General features: G+C 57.0%; 10 protein-coding genes and 2 tRNA genes. 7 read left to right on the top strand and 5 right to left on the bottom strand.

Features of this window, described 5'->3' with window-relative positions:
* Nucleotides 1–375 precede the first annotated feature (375 nt).
* Both CLV83_RS13845 and CLV83_RS13840 read right to left on the bottom strand, forming a co-directional pair.
* Nucleotides 376–5,295, bottom strand: a complete 4,920-nt coding sequence (locus tag CLV83_RS13845) for a DEAD/DEAH box helicase (protein ID WP_132293424.1) — start codon at nucleotides 5,293–5,295, stop codon at nucleotides 376–378.
* Between the two features lie 238 nt (nucleotides 5,296–5,533).
* A tRNA-Leu gene (locus tag CLV83_RS13840) sits at nucleotides 5,534–5,620 on the bottom strand.
* Nucleotides 5,621–5,778: 158 nt separating this feature from the next.
* Between CLV83_RS13840 and queA the strand changes: the two genes are divergently transcribed.
* The 6 genes from queA to rnr all read left to right on the top strand — a co-directional run bounded on the left by queA (nucleotide 5,779) and on the right by rnr (nucleotide 13,840).
* Nucleotides 5,779–6,822 carry a tRNA preQ1(34) S-adenosylmethionine ribosyltransferase-isomerase QueA gene (gene queA, locus CLV83_RS13835; RefSeq protein WP_132293421.1) on the top strand — a complete coding sequence of 348 codons (1,044 nt, stop codon included), beginning with the start codon at nucleotides 5,779–5,781 and terminating at the stop codon, nucleotides 6,820–6,822.
* A gap of 26 nt (nucleotides 6,823–6,848) precedes the next feature.
* Nucleotides 6,849–7,967, top strand: coding sequence for a tRNA guanosine(34) transglycosylase Tgt (tgt, locus tag CLV83_RS13830; protein WP_132294355.1), 1,119 nt, complete (start codon nucleotides 6,849–6,851; stop codon nucleotides 7,965–7,967).
* Between the two features lie 58 nt (nucleotides 7,968–8,025).
* Nucleotides 8,026–8,361: a preprotein translocase subunit YajC gene (gene yajC / locus CLV83_RS13825; RefSeq protein WP_132293418.1), complete on the top strand. Its 336-nt coding sequence runs from the start codon at nucleotides 8,026–8,028 to the stop codon at nucleotides 8,359–8,361.
* A gap of 66 nt (nucleotides 8,362–8,427) precedes the next feature.
* Complete coding sequence (gene secD, locus CLV83_RS13820) at nucleotides 8,428–10,281, top strand: protein translocase subunit SecD (protein ID WP_132293415.1); 1,854 nt, start codon at nucleotides 8,428–8,430, stop codon at nucleotides 10,279–10,281.
* 13 nt (nucleotides 10,282–10,294) lie between these two features.
* Nucleotides 10,295–11,221 carry a protein translocase subunit SecF gene (secF, locus tag CLV83_RS13815; protein ID WP_132293412.1) on the top strand — a complete coding sequence of 309 codons (927 nt, stop codon included), beginning with the start codon at nucleotides 10,295–10,297 and terminating at the stop codon, nucleotides 11,219–11,221.
* A 159-nt stretch (nucleotides 11,222–11,380) separates the two neighbouring features.
* Nucleotides 11,381–13,840, top strand: coding sequence for a ribonuclease R (rnr, locus tag CLV83_RS13810; RefSeq protein WP_132293409.1), 2,460 nt, complete (start codon nucleotides 11,381–11,383; stop codon nucleotides 13,838–13,840).
* Nucleotides 13,841–13,967: 127 nt separating this feature from the next.
* Here the strand turns inward: rnr and CLV83_RS13805 are convergent, their stop codons facing one another.
* Nucleotides 13,968–15,293: a bifunctional DedA family/phosphatase PAP2 family protein gene (locus CLV83_RS13805; RefSeq protein WP_132293406.1), complete on the bottom strand. Its 1,326-nt coding sequence runs from the start codon at nucleotides 15,291–15,293 to the stop codon at nucleotides 13,968–13,970.
* 146 nt (nucleotides 15,294–15,439) lie between these two features.
* On the opposite strand from CLV83_RS13805, the gene serB reads away from it, so the two are divergent.
* Nucleotides 15,440–16,657, top strand: coding sequence for a phosphoserine phosphatase SerB (serB, locus tag CLV83_RS13800; RefSeq protein WP_132293403.1), 1,218 nt, complete (start codon nucleotides 15,440–15,442; stop codon nucleotides 16,655–16,657).
* Nucleotides 16,658–17,092: 435 nt separating this feature from the next.
* Here serB and CLV83_RS13795 read toward each other — a convergent pair whose 3' ends face one another.
* Nucleotides 17,093–19,207, bottom strand: a complete 2,115-nt coding sequence (locus tag CLV83_RS13795; RefSeq protein WP_132293400.1) for an EAL domain-containing protein — start codon at nucleotides 19,205–19,207, stop codon at nucleotides 17,093–17,095.
* Nucleotides 19,208–19,353: 146 nt separating this feature from the next.
* Nucleotides 19,354–19,428: transfer RNA gene (locus CLV83_RS13790), tRNA-Gln, on the bottom strand.

Genomic DNA, 19,428 nt, shown 5'->3' with positions numbered 1-19,428 from the left:
CGAACTATTCAGCACAATGTGTACAAGTTGCAGTGAGTACCGTGGCTCAGCCATACGTACCCTCCTTATTCAACTTGAAGTTGAACTTTTAGGGATAGAGGGCGATACTCGATTCGTACAATTTGGGTTAGCGCCCTATGCGCTCATCTTGGTTGTGGCGACCAAGATGAGCCCCTTCCCTACCTCCAGAAGCCTTCCTTGCTCTCTGTTGTCTTCAAAACTAATTCAATGGATCTGCGTTTACAATCGCCATTTGCTAAAAGCGATCCAAGTGATTGATTGTTATGCCTTTCATGGCCAAAGCGGGGGCGATGCTGTAACAACTGCCAGCTGCCGCCGCAGGGCAAACGGGCAGTTGCCTCGATCGTACCGAGCCTAATCTATATCGAGTGCGGGCAGGCCGCGTACAATCTTCATGGTCTCTAGGCTGACTGTGATGACGCGCAGGAACAGATCCAGCGGATAACGTGAGTTATTCATCGTTTCGGTGGCCCAGTCGTTAGCGTCGTTGACGATGCCGCTTTTCTTGTCGGTCTTGACGCACTGGCGTTCCACGACCCAGTCCAGCGCTGGCTTGCCGTTGACTACGTAGTCATAGGCTTCGAGTGGGATGCCCCGGACAGTGATATGGGCGTTGTAGTGTAGGACGGTGAGATCCTTGTCCTTACCCTTCTTGCCGTACTTCATCTTCTCCACGCGGTAGTCATCGGCGGTCTTGGCGTTGCCTCCGATGGTGGCCGGGTAGGGCGGCTGGGTTTCGTAGTTCAGGTGCAGGTCGGCCAAGTTACGGCCGGCCGTGCTGAAGGCCCAAAAGTCGGCAGCTGTCTTTACGCAGGGGATTCGCGGCAGCTCCTTGGCCAGGTTGTCGGCGTAGCGTTCGCGGTAGTCCGGCGAATGCAGCAGGCCATAGACGTAATAGAAAACGTCTTCCTTGTTGATCTGATCGCCGGGGTAGGCGGCCAGGAAGTGCGCCAGCCCTTCGTCGGTGATGGCGTCACGGCGCTGGCGCTCGGGGCTGGCCGGGGCGTCGAACAGGCCGGTTTGCGGCTGCTGGCTGGCTTCCGGGGCTTCGTCGTACAGGTAGAGCGGGAAGCACTGAGTACCGCCATCGGTCTGCAGCTCTGGAATGCAATTTACCATCAGTGCCAGCTGACCTTGGCCGCTCCAGCGTTGCTTGATCATGATCATGCGGTTTTCCGCTATGCCGTCCGGGAAAATTCGTGCCATCTGGTAAACCATTTCGTTGACCCGGCGGCTGTAGTACATCCACTGCTTCTGGAACGGGCGATACAGCGCCGGCACGATGTTGCTGGCGTCGAAGGTTAGTGCGCGATCTTTGGCAAAGTCGTGCTTTAGGGCGCGTGTCCAGCTGATTTTGGCCGGGTCGGTGTTGATGACGCCATCCATTACAGCTTCACGCTGCTTCCTGTCCATACCTTGGTGGTGCTGATTGAAGCTGCGCAGTTCGGCGTTGTAGAAACCGATCATGCGTGCCATGTTTTCGCCAGACTTCGCCTTGCTGGAGTTGTAGCACCAGACATCGCGTTGGGTCTTCACTCCGGCTGAATAGTTGGAAAACAGTGTGATAGTCGAATCATTGCGCTTGTCACCTAAGACGATGAAACTGTCCACGCTGGTATCCCGCTGCTTCAGCCAGTCACTATGTTCATCCGGTGTGATGATCTGCCAGCCCTGTTCTGCAGTGATGCCGGCCACGCTGGCCAATTCGCTGATGCGCTCCAGCTTGTCTTCCCTGCTCAGATAGTCGCCAATATCATGGTAGTGGATGGCCCCGTACTGGCTGGCTTTGGGGTTCTTTACTAGTAAGGAAATGGCAATTGGGGCGCGGCTGCCGCTGCCGAAGATCTTACCGCCTTCCCGACGGGAGGTTTCGCCGGCCGTGCGCTGGTTGCCTCGCAGATGGAAGATATAGAGGCTGGAAAATTCTTCGGCCAGGCACTGGCGAAGACCGTCGGCGGTGTTGGACTCGACAAAGCCTGCATTGGTGACGAAGCCGATGACTCCGCTGTCACCTAGCCGGTCACTGGCCCAGCGAATGGAGCGAATATAGCTGTCATACAGTGCGTTCTTGTTGGTAGCACTGGAGCGGGCGGCATAGGTATCCCGGATGCGGGAATCCAAATGGGGGTAGCCCACATTCTGGTTGTTGGCGTTTGCATCGCCCTGGCCTACTGAGTACGGCGGGTTGCCAATAATGACGCGAATATCCAGTGCCTTCTGCCGCTTGCGGCGGGCGCTGTTGTCTACCAGCAGAGCGTCTACCAAATCATCCTTTTCATACATCTGGAAGGTGTCTGTCAAGCAGATGCCGGCAAAGGGGGAATATTCGTTAGCGACTTGGCCGTGGTAGGCCGCTTCGATGTTGATGGCGGCAATGTAGTAGGCAAGCAGGACCAGCTCATTGGCATGGATTTCGTGCTTGTACTTGTGCGGCAACTGCTCCGGTGCAATCAGGCCGCTTTGTAGCAAACGGGTGATGAAGGTGCCGGTGCCTGTGAAGGGGTCTAGGATATGTACGCCGGGGCTACCCAGCGTCTGGCCGAACTCCTGCTGCAACAGGTCGTTGACGCTGTGGATGATGAAGTCCACCACCTCCACCGGGGTGTAAACGATACCCAGTCGCTCGGTCATGCGAGGGAAGGCGTTGCGGAAGAACTTGTCGTACAGCTCCACAATAATCTTCTGTTTGCCCTGGGCGCTGTCGATGCCTTCGGCTCGCAGCTTTACACTTTCATAGAACTTCTGCAGGGTGTCGGCTTCCTTGGCCAAGTGGTGTTCGTGCAAGGCGTCCAGCACGCCTTGCATAGCCAGTGACATGGGGTTGTGGTTGGCAAAGCTGTACTCGTCGAACAGGGCATCAAAGACCGGCTTGGTTACCAGATGCTGCGCCAGCATTTCGACGATCTCGTGATCGGTGATACTGTCGTTCAAGTCATCGCGCAGCTCTTCGGCAAAGGCAGCAAAAGTGGCCCGCTCCTCGGTGTGAGATGGGTCTTCCAGGATCGAGTGGATGCGGTCAATGTGGGTTCGGGCAATCCTTGCAATGTCGTTGGCCCAGTCGGCCCAGTGATGTCGATTGCCACACTTCTGCACGATGCGGGCATAGATGGCGCGTTCGATTTCTCCCACCTCGAAGGTCAGGCCGTGTTGCTCGGTCATCTGTCCTTCGGCGTCGTGGTTCTTTTGCTGACGCTGGCCGATGTTGTAGCTGCCCTTGGCTGAATCCTTGATCTGATTGCCCTTGCTGTGGGCCTTAGCCTTCTGCTGCAGCTTGTCTGTGATGGCGATGACCTCCATCTTGCGCGGGTCTGGTCCGGTCAAGTCCAGCTTGTTGATGGTCGCGTCAAAGCGGTCATCGTGGGAACGCAGGGCCTGCAACACCTGCCAGACCACTCTATAAGTCTCGTTGTCGTTAAGGGCTTCGTGGGGTTCCACGCCAGCGGGAATTACCACAGGTAGGATGACGTAGCCGCGCTGCTTGCCAGGAGCGTTGCGCATTACGCGACCAACGGATTGCACGACGTCTACCTGAGAGTTGCGCGGGGTGAGGAACAGCACGGCGTCCAGAGCAGGAACGTCCACGCCTTCAGACAGACAGCGCACGTTGCTGAGGATACGGCAGGTGTTTTCCGGGGTGTCTTCCTTCAGCCAAGCCAGCTTTTCTTCCTTCTGGCTTGCATTCATGCTGCCGTCCACATGGGCGGCTTCGCAAGTCAGACGGGTGGCTGGCTCGATGTCTTCCGATTCCTGGTAGGCCTCCACTACGGCCTGAAAAATGCCGGCAATGTTCTTGGAGCTGACCTTGTGCTTGCTGCCCCTGTACTCGGGTTCGATAACCTGGCAGAAGGCCACGGCGCGCTTCATGGGATCGCCGTCACCGATCAGGTCATCTGTTAGTCCCTGCTTAGCCAGCGCCTTCCAGCATCCGACGATCCGGGCGGCATCATCTACCTTTAGCTGGTTGTTTTCGTCCTTCAACAGGTTCTGCAGGCGGCGGTTGACGTGGCTCTCCTCGACAGCCAATACCAAAACCTTGTAGTCCACCAGTAGGCGGCGCTGTACGGCTTCGGAGAAGGTCAGGACATGGAGTTCAGGGCCGTAGTAAGACACGTCGTTCATGTCGTACAGCACGACATTATCCGTTTCGGCTTTGATCTTGGCGCTATCGCCATATACGCGGGGTGTGGCGGTCATGTAGAGCCGCTTCTGTCCCCGGATATAGGCTGAGTCATGGATGCGGACAAAGGCGCTTTCGTCATCGTCAGCAAAGGTCGCTCCGGTGGTGCGGTGTGCCTCGTCACAGATGATCAGGTCGAAGTCGGCAAGGCCGTAACCCTGTTGGGCTTGGCTGATCACGTCGATAGAGTGGTAAGTGGAGAACACCACACTCATGTGGTCGCTGTCATGGCGCTTGCTGACTTCGGTGGCGAGGCTGTGGGGGGTGGTGGTAGCTGGATAGCGCAATTCATGAACCAGGGTGAAAACCTGGTCATCGGACTGCTGGCGCTTTTTCTTTCCAACATCGCTATCAGAGCAAACAGCGAAGCTGTGCAGTGGAGTTGTGCTCTCCTGCGTCCACTCAGTAAGGGTCTGGGAAAGCAGTGACAGACTCGGCACGAGGAATAGTACCCGTTTACCTGCACCCGCAAGATTCTCAGCAATCTTGAGACTTGTGAAGGTCTTGCCTGTGCCGCAGGCCATGATCAACTTACCGCGATCGTGGCTTGCCAGTCCCTTCGTTACTGCAGCCAACGCAGTTTTCTGGTGTTCGCGCAGTTCTTTGAAAGCCTTTAGGTCTGGCGCTTGCTGGGGCTGATAGCTGGTCCAGTCAATCTGACTGTCTTCGAGCGCCTGGAGGTCAATCAGGGTAACTGCGGGGGTTTGATCCTTCAGGGCCTCACGGGCGTTGTCGCTCCAGTTGTTGTTGGTGACGACTATGACGCGATGGGTAAATGGTTTCTTGCCGGATGCGGTAAAGAAACTGTCGATGTCCTTCTTCTGCACTCGGTGATCTTCCGCGTACAGCTTGCATTGGATGGCGTGATACTCCCCTGTGCCTTGGGTGCGGGCTACCAGATCGATCCCAGTGTCACGTTTGATCAGCCCCTGTTCTTCCGCCCAGTCGCCATACATCCATACCTTGTCGTAGAGGTCACGGTAGGTGGCTTCGTTTCGCAGATAACAACAGGTCAGCTCCTCGAAGTAAGTGCCTTTCTCGCGTTCAGTGACTGAAATTGATCTGTAGGTATCAAGAAGCTGGGAGAGTGCAGACATTGGTGGCTTTCCGTGCAGGTATGACAATCAGCTAGGGAGTCTACCCTTGGTGAAGCTGAAAATCACAGTGCTAGGGGCAGCCGGTCCTTGACCCTACGGGTAGTCGAGTTATGGTCTTATCGAGAGGAAATTAATCTAAACAGCTGGGAGATGAGTCTGACACCTAAGTCTGACACTACATATATAAGGTAGTGCTGAAAGGCCGCAGAATGCGCTGTATGGGGCGTTTCTATTTGAGTGGTGCCGGTGGTCGGACTCGAACCGACACGCCCGTTAAGGCGGGGGATTTTGAATCCCCTGTGTATACCAATTTCACCACACCGGCACTGTTGCTGCAGTCGTTAGGGTAGACATCAGCGATGTGGAAGGCCGACATTATATGCAGTTGGCGGGCCGGGTCAATCCACTCTGTGCAGGGAGTGCTAAAAAGCTGACTAATCTGGTAAAATTCGCGCCCCTTTGGATTGTGATTCCTTCTTCCTGATGCAGCTTAAAGACTTCTATTTCGATCTGCCTGAAGAGCTGATTGCGCGCTACCCGCTGGAGCAGCGTAGTGCCAGCCGCATGCTCTGCGTCGATGGTAACAGCGGTGAGCTTAACCACCGCGTGTTCAGTGACATTCTCGACCTGCTGGAACCCGGCGATCTGCTGGTGTTTAACGATACCCGCGTGATTCCGGCGCGGCTGTTCGGCCAGAAGGAGAGTGGCGGCAAGGTCGAGCTGTTGATTGAGCGTGTCACAGGTGAGCATGAGGCGTTAGCTCATATCCGCTCCAGCCGTTCCCCCAAGCCAGGGGCCACGCTGCTGCTGGAGGGGGGGCTGAAGGCTGAGGTAACCGGCCGCCAGGAAAATCTGTTCGAGCTGCGCTTCGATATAGAAGGGCATCTGGTCGCAGCACTGGAAGAGTTCGGTCATATTCCGCTACCTCCTTATATGAAGCGCGACGATCAGCTCTCTGACCGTGAACGCTACCAGACGGTGTATAACCGCAAGCCCGGCGCCGTCGCCGCGCCCACGGCCGGTCTGCATTTCGATCAGCCGCTGCTCGACAAGCTGAAAGAGAAGGGGATCGAAACCGCGTTTGTCACCCTGCATGTGGGTGCCGGCACCTTCCAGCCGGTGAAGGTCGACAAGATCGAAGACCATCACATGCACGCGGAGTATATCGAGGTATCCCCCGAGGTCTGCGAGGCGGTGAATGCCGCCCGTGCCCGTGGCAAGCGCGTGGTCGCGGTGGGCACCACCAGCGTGCGCAGCCTGGAGAGTGCCAGCCGTTCCGGCGAGATTGCACCTTTCTATGGCGATACCGAGATCTTTATCTACCCGGGCTACCAGTATGTCAGCGTGGATGCGCTGATCACCAACTTCCACCTGCCGGAGTCGACGCTGCTGATGTTGGTCAGTGCGTTCGCCGGCTATGAACATATGATGTATGCCTACGAGCAGGCGGTGGCCGAGCGTTACCGTTTCTTCAGCTATGGCGATGCCATGTTCCTGACCCGCCGCGATGCGCAGGAGAATCCATGAGCGACAACAGCACCCGTGAGTGTTTTATGAACTTTGAGCTGCTCGGCAGCGAAGGCAAAGCCCGCCGTGGTCGCCTGACCTTCCCGCGCGGCACGGTGGAAACACCGGCGTTTATGCCGGTGGGCACCTACGGCACCGTTAAGGGGATGCTGCCCCGTGACGTAGAAGAGATCGGTGCGCAGATCATCCTTGGCAACACCTTTCACCTGATGCTGCGTCCCGGCACCGAGATCATCAAGCAGCACGGTGATCTGCACGATTTCATGAACTGGAAAGGGCCGATCCTTACCGACTCCGGCGGTTTCCAGGTGTTCAGCCTGGGCAATATGCGCAAGATCACCGAGGAGGGTGTCTCCTTCCAGTCGCCGGTCAATGGCAGCAAGGTGTTTATCAGCCCGGAAGTCTCCATGCAGGTTCAGCGTGACCTGGGCTCCGATATCGTCATGATCTTTGACGAGTGTACGCCGTACCCCGCTGATGAGATGGAAGCGGCCAAATCGATGCGCATGTCGCTGCGCTGGGCCAAGCGCTCGAAGGACGCGCACGGCGACAGTCCCTCGGCGCTGTTCGGTATTATCCAGGGCGGTATGTACGAGCATCTGCGTGACGAGTCTCTCGAAGGGCTGACAGGTATCGGTTTCGACGGCTACGCCATCGGCGGTCTGTCGGTGGGCGAGCCGAAAGAGGAGATGATCAAGATCCTCGATCACCTGGCTTATAAGATGCCGGAGGATAAGCCGCGCTACCTGATGGGTGTGGGCAAGCCGGAAGACCTGGTGGAGGGCGTGCGCCGTGGTGTGGATATGTTCGACTGCGTGATGCCGACCCGTAACGCCCGAAACGGCTTCCTGTTTACTACCGATGGTATTGTTAAAATCCGCAATTCGGCGAACAAGACGAATACCGGTCCGGTGGATGAAACATGTGACTGTTATACCTGTCAGAACTTCAGTCGCGCCTATCTGCACCACCTGGATAAGTGCGGAGAAATTCTCGGTTCACAGCTCAATACCATCCACAATCTGCACTACTATCAGGTGCTGATGGCTGGTTTGCGCGGTGCACTTGAACAGGGTACATTGAGCGACTTTGTAGCGGACTTCTACGCCAAAAGAGGCAAAGAAGTTCCTCCGCTAAAGGGTTGAAAAACGTACCCGGAACCCCACATAAAGATTTCTAATCAAGTTTCAGGAGAACGCTTTAATGAGCTTCCTTATCGCTACCGCCCAGGCCGCTGAAGGCGCACCCGCAGGTCAGATGGACTCGGGTCTGTTCAACATCATATTCCTGGTCGGTTTCGGTCTGATTTTCTACTTCTTCATGTGGCGCCCCCAGGCCAAGCGCTCCAAGGAGCACAAAAACCTGATCGGTGGTCTGGCCAAGGGTGATGAAGTGATCACCGCCGGCGGCATCATCGGCAAGGTTATCCGTCTGAACGACGACTATGTCGTGCTGGAAGTGGCCGAAGGCACCGAAATGAAGTTCCAGAAAGCCCATGTAGCTGCGGAACTGCCCAAAGGTACGATCAAGGGTATCTGATCGAACCGCGCCGACAGCGCCAGTGCAAAGCACTGGCGCTTTTGTTTTTGCTGAGGACGGAGCACGATGCTCAACCGCTATCCACTCTGGAAAAATCTCCTGATACTTCTCGTACTGGTCATCGCCGGTATCTACGCTGCACCCAACCTCTACCCCGAAGATTACGCCGTCCAGGTATCGGGCACCCGTGAAGCTTACACGGTTGATTCGGCGCTGATGTCCCGACTCGAACAGAATCTGGAGCAGGCCGGGGTCGAATACAAGGCGGCTGAACTGAACGATGGCACCGGTCTCCTGCGCTTTGCCGATGGCGATGCTCAGCTGCGCGCCAAGGATATGATCGCCGAGGAGTTGGGCGGCAACTATGTGGTTGCCCTGAACCTGGCGCCGACCACGCCCGAATGGCTTACCGATATTGGTGCCGGACCGATGAAACTTGGTCTCGACCTGCGCGGTGGTGTGCACTTCCTGCTTGAGGTCGACATGGCCCAGGCCGTTGGCCAGCGTCTCGACGTTTACGTCAGCGATATCAAGGGCCAGCTGCGCGACGAGCGCCTGCGCTATCGCCAGGTAGAGCACCTGGATGACGGTCGCCTGTCGGTTCGCTTTGCCGATGCGGAGACCCGCGATCAGGCCGAAAATCTGCTGCGTGGCAACTTCCCCGAGTTCCTGACCGAAACGGAAGATAACGACGAGGGCAACTTCGTTTATATCAACCTGACCGAGCAGACGATCCGTGAGATCGAAGACTATGCGGTCAAACAGAACCTGACCACGCTGCGTAACCGAGTCAACGAGCTGGGTGTTGCCGAGCCGCTGGTTCAGCGCCAGGGCCGCAACCGTATCGTTGTGCAGCTGCCGGGTATTCAGGACGCCGCTGCGGCGAAACGTATCATCGGTAAAACCGCGAACCTGGAGTTCCGTCTTGAAGCCAAGCCGGACGAAAGTCGTGCCAACACCGAGGTTTACCCGTTCCGCACCACGCCGGGCCGTACCGCCGAGCTGGAGCGTGACATCATTATCACCGGTTCCAACGTTGCCAACGCTCAGGCTTCTTTCGATGAGAACGGCCAGCCCCAGGTAAACATTACCCTGGACGGCAAGGGCGGTCAGATGATGAGCCGCGTGACCCGCAACGCGATTCAGCGCCGCATGGCGGTACTGTTTGTTGAGCACAAGTCCCGTATGGTGGAGCAGCGCATCGACGGTGAAGTCGTTGAGAAGCGCGTGCCGTACACCGAGAAGGGCATCATCTCGCTGGCGACCATCCAGAGCACCCTGGGTAACTCCTTCCGTATCACTGGCCTCGAAAGCTCACAGGAATCCTCTGAGCTGGCACTGCTGCTGCGTGCAGGTGCCCTGGCTGCACCGATCTACTTCGTAGAAGAGCGTACCGTGGGCCCGAGCATGGGGGCCGAGAACATCGAAATGGGTGTGACCTCGGTGCAGATCGGCTTCGCCCTGGTGCTGGCGTTCATGCTGCTCTACTACCGCGTGTTCGGTCTGCTGGCCAACGTGGCGCTGACCCTGAACCTGGTATTGATCGTGGCGGTGATGTCGATCCTGTCGGCCACGCTGACGCTGCCTGGTATTGCCGGTATCGTCCTTACGGTCGGTATGGCGGTCGATGCCAACGTGTTGATATTTGAGCGAATAAAAGAGGAGCTGAAAAACGGTCTGCCGGTGCAGTCGGCGATCAACGCAGGTTTCTCGCGGGCACATACCACCATCCTCGATGCCAACATCACCACGCTGCTGGCTGCGGTGATCCTGTTCGCCATGGGCACAGGGCCTGTGAAGGGCTTCGCCGTGACCCTGTCGGTCGGTATCATCACTTCCATGTTTACTGCGATTCTCGTCACCCGTGCCCTGGTCAACCTGGCCTATGGCGGTCGGACGCTGAAGAAGCTGGGCCTTTGAGAGGAGCAGGATGATGTCCAAGACTCAGAAAATTTATAACTTCATGGGGCCGCGCAAGATCATGGCGGCCTTCTCGATCATTCTGCTGCTGATCTCTATCGGGTCGCTGGCGGTGAATGGTCTTAAGTTCGGACTCGACTTCACCGGCGGTAGCCTGGTGGAGATCGGCTACGAGCAGCCTGCAGATCTGGGTAAGATCCGCCAGTCCATGGAAGAGGCGGGTTATCCCGATGTGACGGTACAGACCTTCGGTGCAGCCACCGATGTGCTGATCCGCCTGGGTGAAACTCACGATCCCAAACTGGGTGATACGATTCTAGCCAGCCTGCAGGCGGATGAACCCGATCAGACGCTGGAGCTGCGCCGTAACGAGTTTGTCGGTTCGCAAGTAGGTGAAGAGCTGCGTGAGCAGGGCGGCCTCGGCATGCTGCTGGCGCTGGCGATGATCATGCTGTACCTGGCGTTCCGCTTCCAGCTGAAGTTCTCTATTGGCGCGGTACTGGCGCTGGTACACGACGTACTGATCGTGCTCGGTATCTTCTCGCTACTGCAGCTGGAGTTCGATCTGACGGTACTGGCGGCGATTCTGGCGGTGATCGGTTACTCGCTTAACGATACCATCGTTGTGTACGACCGTATCCGTGAGAATTTCCGTATCATGCGCACCGGTACTCCGGTTGAGGTAATGAACAACTCGCTGAGCCAGACGCTGAGCCGTACGTTGATGACCTCCTTCACCACCTTGCTGGTGTTGATGGCGCTGGCTATATTCGGTGGCACCACCATCTTCGGCTTTGCGGTGGCGCTGCTGTGCGGTATCGGTATCGGTACTTACTCATCTATCTATGTCGCCGCAAACCTGTTGCTGCTGCTGAAGGTAGACCGTGAAGACCTGATTCCGCCGCCGAAAGAAGAGAACGAAGTGGACGAAATGCCCTGATCCACGCAAAAAGAGCCGGCTTATGCCGGCTTTTTTGTTTTTCGCGTCGCCCATGTGTAGGCGCAGGGGCTATGAACGACTATTCTAGTACGAAATGTATACACCGCCCTGAAGGTTTTTGCGCACGAGGCGTAAGCGGGCGGCCCAAATGGAAAACGAATGAGTAACAACTGGAAAGATAAAGATCCCAACGCCCAGGAAGAGGCAAGCAAGTACGACAACCCCGTCCCGAGCCGCGAGTTCCTGCTGGAATTCCTGCGGAAGTGGGGCTCCCCCATCAAGCATCCCAATCTGTGCCGCGAGCTTGGCCTCGAAAATGAGGACGACATCGAAGCGGTGCGTCGCCGTCTGATCGCTATGTGCCGCGATGGTCAGCTGATCTCCAACCGTAAGGGTGAGTTTGGTCTGATCGAGAAGATGAACTTGATCCCCGGCCGCGTAATCGGCCACCGTGATGGCTTCGGCTTCCTCAAACCCGATGCTGGCGGCGATGACCTGTTTTTGAGCCCGCGCAACATGCGTGAGCTGTTCGACGGCGACCGCGCCCTGGTGCAGGAGATCGGTGTCGACTTCAAAGGTCGCCGCGAAGGCAAGATCGTTGAAGTGCTCGAGCGCAACACCCGCAAGCTGGTGGGTAAGTTTGACGGTGAAAACGGCTTCGGCAGCATCGTGCCGGAAAACCAGCGTATCACCAACCAGGTGATGGTCATCCCCGATCCCTCCACAGGCTTGAGCTACGAAACCGGTCAGCTCGTCGTGGTGGAACTGATGCAGCAGCCCACCCGCCGCCAGCCGGCGCGTGGCCGCGTTATCGAGGTGCTCGGCGATCATCTGGCCGCGGGTATGGAGATCCAGGTGGCTATCCACAGCCACGATATCCCCAATGAATGGCCGGACCAGGTTCACCAGGAGATCGGTGAACTGACGCCGGAAGTGCGTGAGTCCGACAAGACCAACCGTGTCGACCTGCGTGATCTCCCGTTTGTCACCATCGACGGCGAAGACGCGCGCGACTTTGACGATGCGGTCTACTGCGAGAAGAAGCGTTTTGGTGGCTGGCGCCTGCGCGTTGCTATTGCTGACGTTTCTTACTACGTGCGTCCGGACTCTGCGCTGGACCAGGAAGCGATCAATCGCGGTAACTCGGTCTACTTCCCAGAGTACGTGGTGCCGATGCTGCCGGAGCTGCTCTCCAACGGTCTCTGCTCGCTGAATCCGAAGGTTGATCGTCTGGCGATGGTCTGCGAGATGAACATTACCCGTGCCGGTAAGCTCTCGGACTTCACCTTCTACGAAGGCCTGATCAACTCCAAGGCACGCCTGACCTACACCAAGGTGGGCGCCATGCTGCAGGAGCCCGACAGCGACGAAGGCGCGCAGTGGCGTAAAGAATACGCTGAAGTGGTGCCGGATCTGGAAGCGCTGTATGGCCTCTATAAAAAGCTGCGCCAGGCCCGTGAAGAGCGTGGTGCGATGGATTTCGAAACCACCGAAACCCGCATCGTCTTCAGCGAAGATCGCAAGATCGAAGAGCTGGTTCCGGTGCGCCGCAACGATGCGCATAAGCTGATTGAAGAATGCATGCTGATGGCCAACGTGGCCACGGCGCGCTTCCTCGACAAGCTGAAGAAACCGGCGCTGTACCGTATCCACGAAGGCCCGAAAGAGCAGAAGCTGGAAAACCTGCGTGCTTACCTGAGCGAGCTGGGTCTTAACCTGCCCGGTGGCGAAAAGCCGGAGCCGAAGGATTACCTGCGTCTGTCCGAGACTATCGAAAGCCGTCCGGATCGCCACATCATCCAGACCATGATGCTGCGCTCCATGCAGCAGGCGGTCTACAGTCCGGATAATCATGGCCATTTCGGTCTGGCTTATGATGCCTATACCCACTTCACCTCGCCGATCCGTCGCTACCCGGACCTGGTGGTGCATCGCCTAATTCGCGCCGCAATCCATAGCGACAAGAAGCTCAAGCATGTGGAGCGGCCCAAAGGCTTTAAAGCCAATCCTGCGTTCCAGCTGGGTTACAGCATGGAACAGATGCTCTCCCTGGGTGAGCACTGCTCCATGACCGAGCGTCGTGCCGATGATGCTACCCGTGACGTGGTCGCCTGGCTGAAGTGTGAATACATGCAGAGCCAGATCGGTGAAGAGTACGAGGGCGTTATCGCCGCCGTCACCGGTTTTGGCGCGTTTATCGAGCTGACCGACCTTTATGTCGAGGGTCTGGTGCATATCACCGCACTGCCGAGCGATTACTACCACTTCGAAGCCGCCAAGCAGCGTCTGATCGGCGAGCGCACCCGTAAGGTGTTCAAGCTGGGCGATCCGCTGAAGGTGAAGGTGGTTCGTGTCGACCTGGATGAGCGTAAGATCGACTTTGAGCTGGCGGATCAGCCGGGTTCTACACCGACCAAAAAACCGAGCAAACGTGAGTTGCTGGCATCCGGTAAGTTGGGGCCTGATGGCCGCAGTGATGGCCGTGATTCGCGCGGTTCCAAGGGCGGTAACGGTAAAGCCCGTGCTCGGGTCTCTGATGATAAGGGGCCGCGTAAAACCAAGCGCAAGGCGTCTACCAAACCCAAACACCCGCCGCGGGCTCGACGCAGTAAATCCTGAGGCTCGTTAACTCGGCTCTAAGTCCTAAATCTTGAAGTTATAAAGCCGGGCGAAAGCCCGGCTTACTTTTGCAGATTCGATACTGAGCTTGACCCCGGGTTTCAGAACAGAGCTTTAGATCCGAGTATTAGAAAAGAGTCATCACACCGGCATAAACCAGCACCGGCAGCAGGAATAGCGGCAGGGTCTTTGTCAGCGTCAGTGTCTGAGTCGGTGGATAGCGATGCAGCCAGAGACGGTAGAGCGTCGCTATGGCCAGCCCCTCCGCTAAACCCGCAATAATATCCAGTGGCCAGTGCACTCCCAGAAACGCTCGTGACAGGCCGATCATCAGTATCAGCACCGCAGTGAGCATATAGCCGATATGGCGTGCTTTGTGACTTTGCCCGCGCAGCAGCCAGATCGCCAGTATGGCGTAGATGGCACAGGCACCGCTGGAGTGACCGCTGGGAAAGCTGTAGCTGTCCAGCAGCGCCTGTCCGGCTTCAGGCCGGGCGACCCTGAAACTCTCTTTTAGTAGATGATTGACCAGGATTGTGCTCAAACCCGCGAACAGCAATGAGATGCTGCGACGTTCGCGGTAGATCAGCAGACCGGTTAACGAGGCGAGTGCAAGCAGAGCTATCAACAGTGGTGGATCGCCGGCATGGGTGATGAACTGGGCGATGGGGCTGATCTTCTGACCGATGCCGTAAAGCAGTGTATAAAGCCCTTCATTGATCGCGCTAAAGCGACCGGATAGTTGCGCCCAGATGCTCAGTCCAAACAGAGCCGTGCTGATGACTAGCAGGCTCAGGATCGATGTGAGCTGAGGGTTGATGCGGCGTTCGGCCAGCCAGTGCCAGAGACCGGCGCCGGGATGCATGCGCACATGGATCTGCTGGAAGCCGATGATAAGACTGATGATAGCCACCAGAATGAAGGTGCCCTGTTCCTCGATCAGTGGCAGGTGTTTGAAGCCCAGGCCGGTCAGATAGCCCGGTAGCAGGTAGGCCGGTGACCAGGCCAGGGCAGAGCAGCCATTGATCAGCGTGAAGCGCGCCGATGGCATTTTGCAGCTGCCGGCGATAAACGGGATCAGCGGTCGTACAGGCCCGATAAAGCGGCCGATGACGATGCTGGCGCCACCGCGACGCAGGAAAAAGCTTTCTCCCCGTTGACGCCACTCGGGGTAGCGGTTCAGTGGCCAGCGCCGCTGAAGATGAGGAGCAAAATGGCGGCCGAGCAGAAAACTGAGCTGATCACCGGCAATGGCGCCGATCACGCCGCCGGCAAGCAGTGGCAGCAGAGCCGCTTCCAGGCTGCCCGATAGGGCGCTGAGGGCAAAGAGGATCGCTACACCCGGCACCAGCAGGCCGATGAAGGCCACACTCTCGGCAAAGGAAAGCAGGCCTACCAGCAGTGGCAGGAGGAGCGGGTTTTCTCGGGCCAGGTCGAGTAATTGTTCGGTCACGGAATCACGGCACAGTCTCAGGGCATGGGGAAACTCATTAGGAAACTATACTGGATTCCTAGCCCGACTCGGTAGGGGCCGCGAAAAACGGTATAATCCTGACCCACTCCTATTCACGAGTTCGGCGACGGACGGATCTATACGCGATGCACGAAATTATTCTGCTCACCCTGTCGGGTGAGGATAAACCCGGTGTGACCTCTGAGATGACGGCGATTCTGGCTCGTTATCAGATCGGTATTCTCGATATCGGCCAGGCGGTTATCCACAACACCCTGTCCCTCGGTATTCTGATACAGGTGCCGCATGAGGCTGAGTCTTCGCCGGTACTGCGCGATATCCTGTTCAAGGCTCATGAACTCAATCTGCAGGTTCGTTTTGAGCCGGTCAGCGACTCCGCCTACTCCGAATGGGTCGAAGGCCAGGGTAAAACTCGCCATATCATCACCTTGCTGGCGCGTCGTATCAGCGCGACCCATATTGCCCGGGTGACCGATATCGCAGCCTGTCATGGTCTTAATATCGATAACATCAGCCGTCTGTCCGGCCGTGTTGGTCTGGATGAGGATCGAAGCTCGAAGACCAACGCCTGCGTCGAGTTTTCGGTGCGTGGCATGCCTGCTGATGCTGGTGAGCTGCGTGAAGCGTTTTTGAAAGCCGCCTCCGAGCTGGATGTGGATATCGCCTTCCAGAAGGATGATATCTACCGCCGTAACCGTCGCCTGGTGGTGTTCGATATGGATTCCACGCTGATTGAGGCGGAAGTGATCGACGAGCTGGCGAAAGAAGCCGGTGTTGGCGATCAGGTGATCGAGATAACCGAAGCGGCCATGCGTGGCGAAATCGATTTCAATGAGAGCTTCCGCCGTCGTGTGGGGCTGCTGAAAGGCCTGGATGCCCAGGTTTTGGAGCGGATTGCTGAGCGCCTGCCGATGACCGAGGGTGTCGAGGAGCTGGTCTCTAACCTGCGTGCACTGGGCTTCAAAACCGCAATTCTCTCCGGCGGCTTTACCTATTTCGCCCGTCACCTGCAGCAGAAACTGGGCTTTGACTATATCCACGCCAACGAGCTGGATATCCAGGATGGTAAGGTCACAGGTGAGGTGGTTGGTGAGATCGTAAACGGTGAGCGCAAGGCGCAACTGCTGCGTGAAATCGCCGAGAAGGAAGGTGTGCGTCTGGAGCAGACCATCGCTGTGGGCGATGGCGCCAACGATCTGCCGATGCTGTCGATCGCTGGCCTGGGTATCGCGTTCCGAGCCAAGCCGCTGGTACGCCGTAGCGCCAAGAATGCGATTTCAACGCTGGGCCTGGATGGCATCCTCTATCTGATCGGCTTCCGGGATCGCGATAGGGCGCTTTGATTCCAGTTTTCTTCGACTGAAAGAACTTGCTGGTATGACGACGCATCGACGCTCTTTGTGAGGCCGGTTTCGCCTGCTGGCGAGATAAGGTACTTGTGCGCTGCTGTATGGGGGAAAGGTACCTTATCAATCCCAAACCGGCCCTATGGCTTGGTCGGCTACGCCGACTGCCCTGTGCTTCTCATCTGAAAGAGCGGGAAAGGCTTTCTTTTGAAAAATCAGTCGCCGCTTCGCGGCTCAAACAGCCTTTCCCTTGTTTCTCTTTCAGCCTGCGATGCTCGGCTGTGCCAAAGGGGATAGAGTGCTGCGCTCAGGTAGTCATGAGACATCGAGCCCTGCTTATATCCAAGGAGCGAGAATAAAAGGCCGGCTATCTGAGCCGGCCTTTTAGTTTGTGGTTATTCGAGCGGTTGTTCGCGCTCGCCTGTAGCCCGATTACTCAAAGTAATCGTAATCCATCGCCTCACGTGGTGGCTGCAGGTAGTAGCCCTGAATCAGCTGTATACCGCAACGGAACAGCTTGCTGATAATCTTGTTGTTTTCCACCATCGGTGCAATCAGTATCCGGCTCTCTGCGGTGACTGGCTGCAGCTGCTCCTGCATCTCCTTGATGCTCATATCTCCGCTTTCCAGGTCCTGAACATAAGCCGCATCCAGTTTGATGTAATCGGCGTGGATGCTGGCGAATACCCGGTGGGAGTTGGGTGAGCTGCCAAAATGTTTCAAACAGATCTGGCACTTCAGCGTATGAACCTTTTCGGTGAACACGCGAGCCTGTTCGATATCGCTGGCGGCGTCGGTTTCGCTGATCTGGAACACCACCAGCTGTGGTGGAATATCCAGTTCGCTGATCACGTGCTCGACCCAGCTGAGCAGCGATTTACTCTGCAGAGAACGGCCGGCGATGTTGATAAACAGGCGGTTGCGGAAGCCCTTGTCCAGCTCGTCTTTGAGCATCTGTAGCGAGCGCTCGACGACCCAGCGGTCCATCTTCACCATGACATCGCTCTGTTCCACAGAAGTCATGAACAGGTTGGGAGCCAGCGGGGCGTTATTCTCATCCAGCAGGCGGATCAGTACCTCGTAGTTGTGCTCTTCGCTCTCTTCGGTCAGCGAGACGACAGGCTGGAACAGCATTTTCAGGCGGCAGTCTGAGATCGCATCGAGAATACGTTTGATCGCATCGTCATCCTGGTGCTGATGCAGGCTGGATGGGCTGCGGTATACGGCGCAACCCTTGCCATCATCGAGCGAGTTCACCGCGATATGGGCGCGATTCAGCAGCTCGCTGGCCGGCGGTGCATTGTCGTTGATAGTGACGATGCCCACTGCGGCGGAGCTGCTGACCGCGCTCTGACCGAAAGGCACGCGCAGATCGGTGACCTGGCGGCAGAGTTTGCGGCCTATTGTCTGGGTTGCTTCGGTATCCGAATGCGCAAAGAGAATAGCGAAGCTGTCATCTTCGAGTCGGCAGGGAAGGTGTGGGGCCGGGAAGGCTTTGGCCAGACGTTCTGCAATCGCCGTAAGCAGGGTTTCGCCCGCTTCCTGTCCCTGGGTCTCGGTAACCTGGGCGTACTGGTTAAGGCGCAGGTAAATCAGGTGGCTGTCGTGGCCGCCGGTCAGTGCACGCTGGGCCGTCTCATCCAGTTTCTGCGTCAGGTAGGTGCCGTTTTTCAGGCCGGTCAGAGGATCTTCCTCACGCTTGCCCATTGCCAGCTCCAGATCGTAATCAGATTTCACCGCCAGGGTCAGGCAGAGCTGTCCTTCATAGCGATTGGTCTGGAGCTCGGCGCTGACGCTGATTGTGGTGTTATCGGCACGCTGCAGGGACAGATCCAGGGTACAATCCACCGGTTCATGCTTCTCGAACAGGCGGCTGAGTGGGTCGTTCAGTAGTTCCTGATCCGCCGGCGGTAGCAGTTCTGACAACGCATGTGCCAGAAGCTGACGTTCGTCGTCAAAGCCGAGCAGGGTAACCAGGCTATCGTTGGCGAAAATGAAACCCTCTTCACCCAGATAACCGATGGCGCTCGATGAGCTTGATACCTGCCGGTGATAATGGCGCTCGGCGACTTCCAGCATCGCTTCCGTCTGACGCAGGCGCCGGCGGGTATCCAGCTCTTTGATCAGGTGGCGCATTACGTGCAGAAGCAGCTCACCCGGATTGTTCGGCAGCAGGGCCTGAATACCATCCTTGTAGGAACGGAGTTGGGCAGCAGGCGAGGGATCTTCACTCAGTTCGATAACCGGGATATCCCTGTCATGCTGGGCTAACTGATGCACCACGTTATAAGGCAGGTGTGGGTCATCCTTACTGCTGGTGCAGAGGAGTAAATCCCAGGAGCGCTCGCTCAGGGCCTGTGAAAGCTCCTCTCGCGTATTTACATGGCGCCCCCTTGGGGCCATGCGACCGGTGCGGATCAGAGAAAGCAACGGGTCGACCTTTTCGCTCGGAAAACCCACGAAAAGCAGATTAAGGGAGCGGTGCTGCTGCGATCCGGAGGATAGCTTGTCGAGAAGTGCGTAGCTGGATTCTGATAGGGCTTTCATAACCTGTCTGACTATTATTAGACGCGAGGTTACATACTAGCCTGAGTAAACCCTACTGTCAGCGCATGAATACATACGCGAGAGTACGTAAATGGGCAGTAAATCAGAAGGTAGTGGAATGTACCGGGAGCTGCTAAAAAGGGAGGTGGCAGGGGTAGCAGGATTCGAACCTGCGCATGCTGGAATCAGAATCCAGTGCCTTACCGCTTGGCGATACCCCT

This window comes from Marinobacterium mangrovicola, from assembly GCF_004339595.1.
Lineage (GTDB): Bacteria > Pseudomonadota > Gammaproteobacteria > Pseudomonadales > Balneatricaceae > Marinobacterium_D > Marinobacterium_D mangrovicola.
This window is presented reverse-complemented; position numbering and strand designations above follow the sequence as displayed.

Excerpts from the sequence above, each read along its gene's own strand:
- CLV83_RS13845 (WP_132293424.1), bottom strand. The coding sequence starts at position 5,295 with ATGTCTGCACTCTCCCAGCTTCTTGATACCTACAGATCAATTTCAGTC.
- queA (WP_132293421.1), top strand. The coding sequence starts at position 5,779 with ATGCAGCTTAAAGACTTCTATTTCGATCTGCCTGAAGAGCTGATTGCG.
- tgt (WP_132294355.1), top strand. The coding sequence starts at position 6,849 with ATGAACTTTGAGCTGCTCGGCAGCGAAGGCAAAGCCCGCCGTGGTCGC.
- yajC (WP_132293418.1), top strand. The coding sequence starts at position 8,026 with ATGAGCTTCCTTATCGCTACCGCCCAGGCCGCTGAAGGCGCACCCGCA.
- secD (WP_132293415.1), top strand. The coding sequence starts at position 8,428 with ATGCTCAACCGCTATCCACTCTGGAAAAATCTCCTGATACTTCTCGTA.
- secF (WP_132293412.1), top strand. The coding sequence starts at position 10,295 with ATGTCCAAGACTCAGAAAATTTATAACTTCATGGGGCCGCGCAAGATC.
- rnr (WP_132293409.1), top strand. The coding sequence starts at position 11,381 with ATGAGTAACAACTGGAAAGATAAAGATCCCAACGCCCAGGAAGAGGCA.
- serB (WP_132293403.1), top strand. The coding sequence starts at position 15,440 with ATGCACGAAATTATTCTGCTCACCCTGTCGGGTGAGGATAAACCCGGT.
- CLV83_RS13795 (WP_132293400.1), bottom strand. The coding sequence starts at position 19,207 with ATGAAAGCCCTATCAGAATCCAGCTACGCACTTCTCGACAAGCTATCC.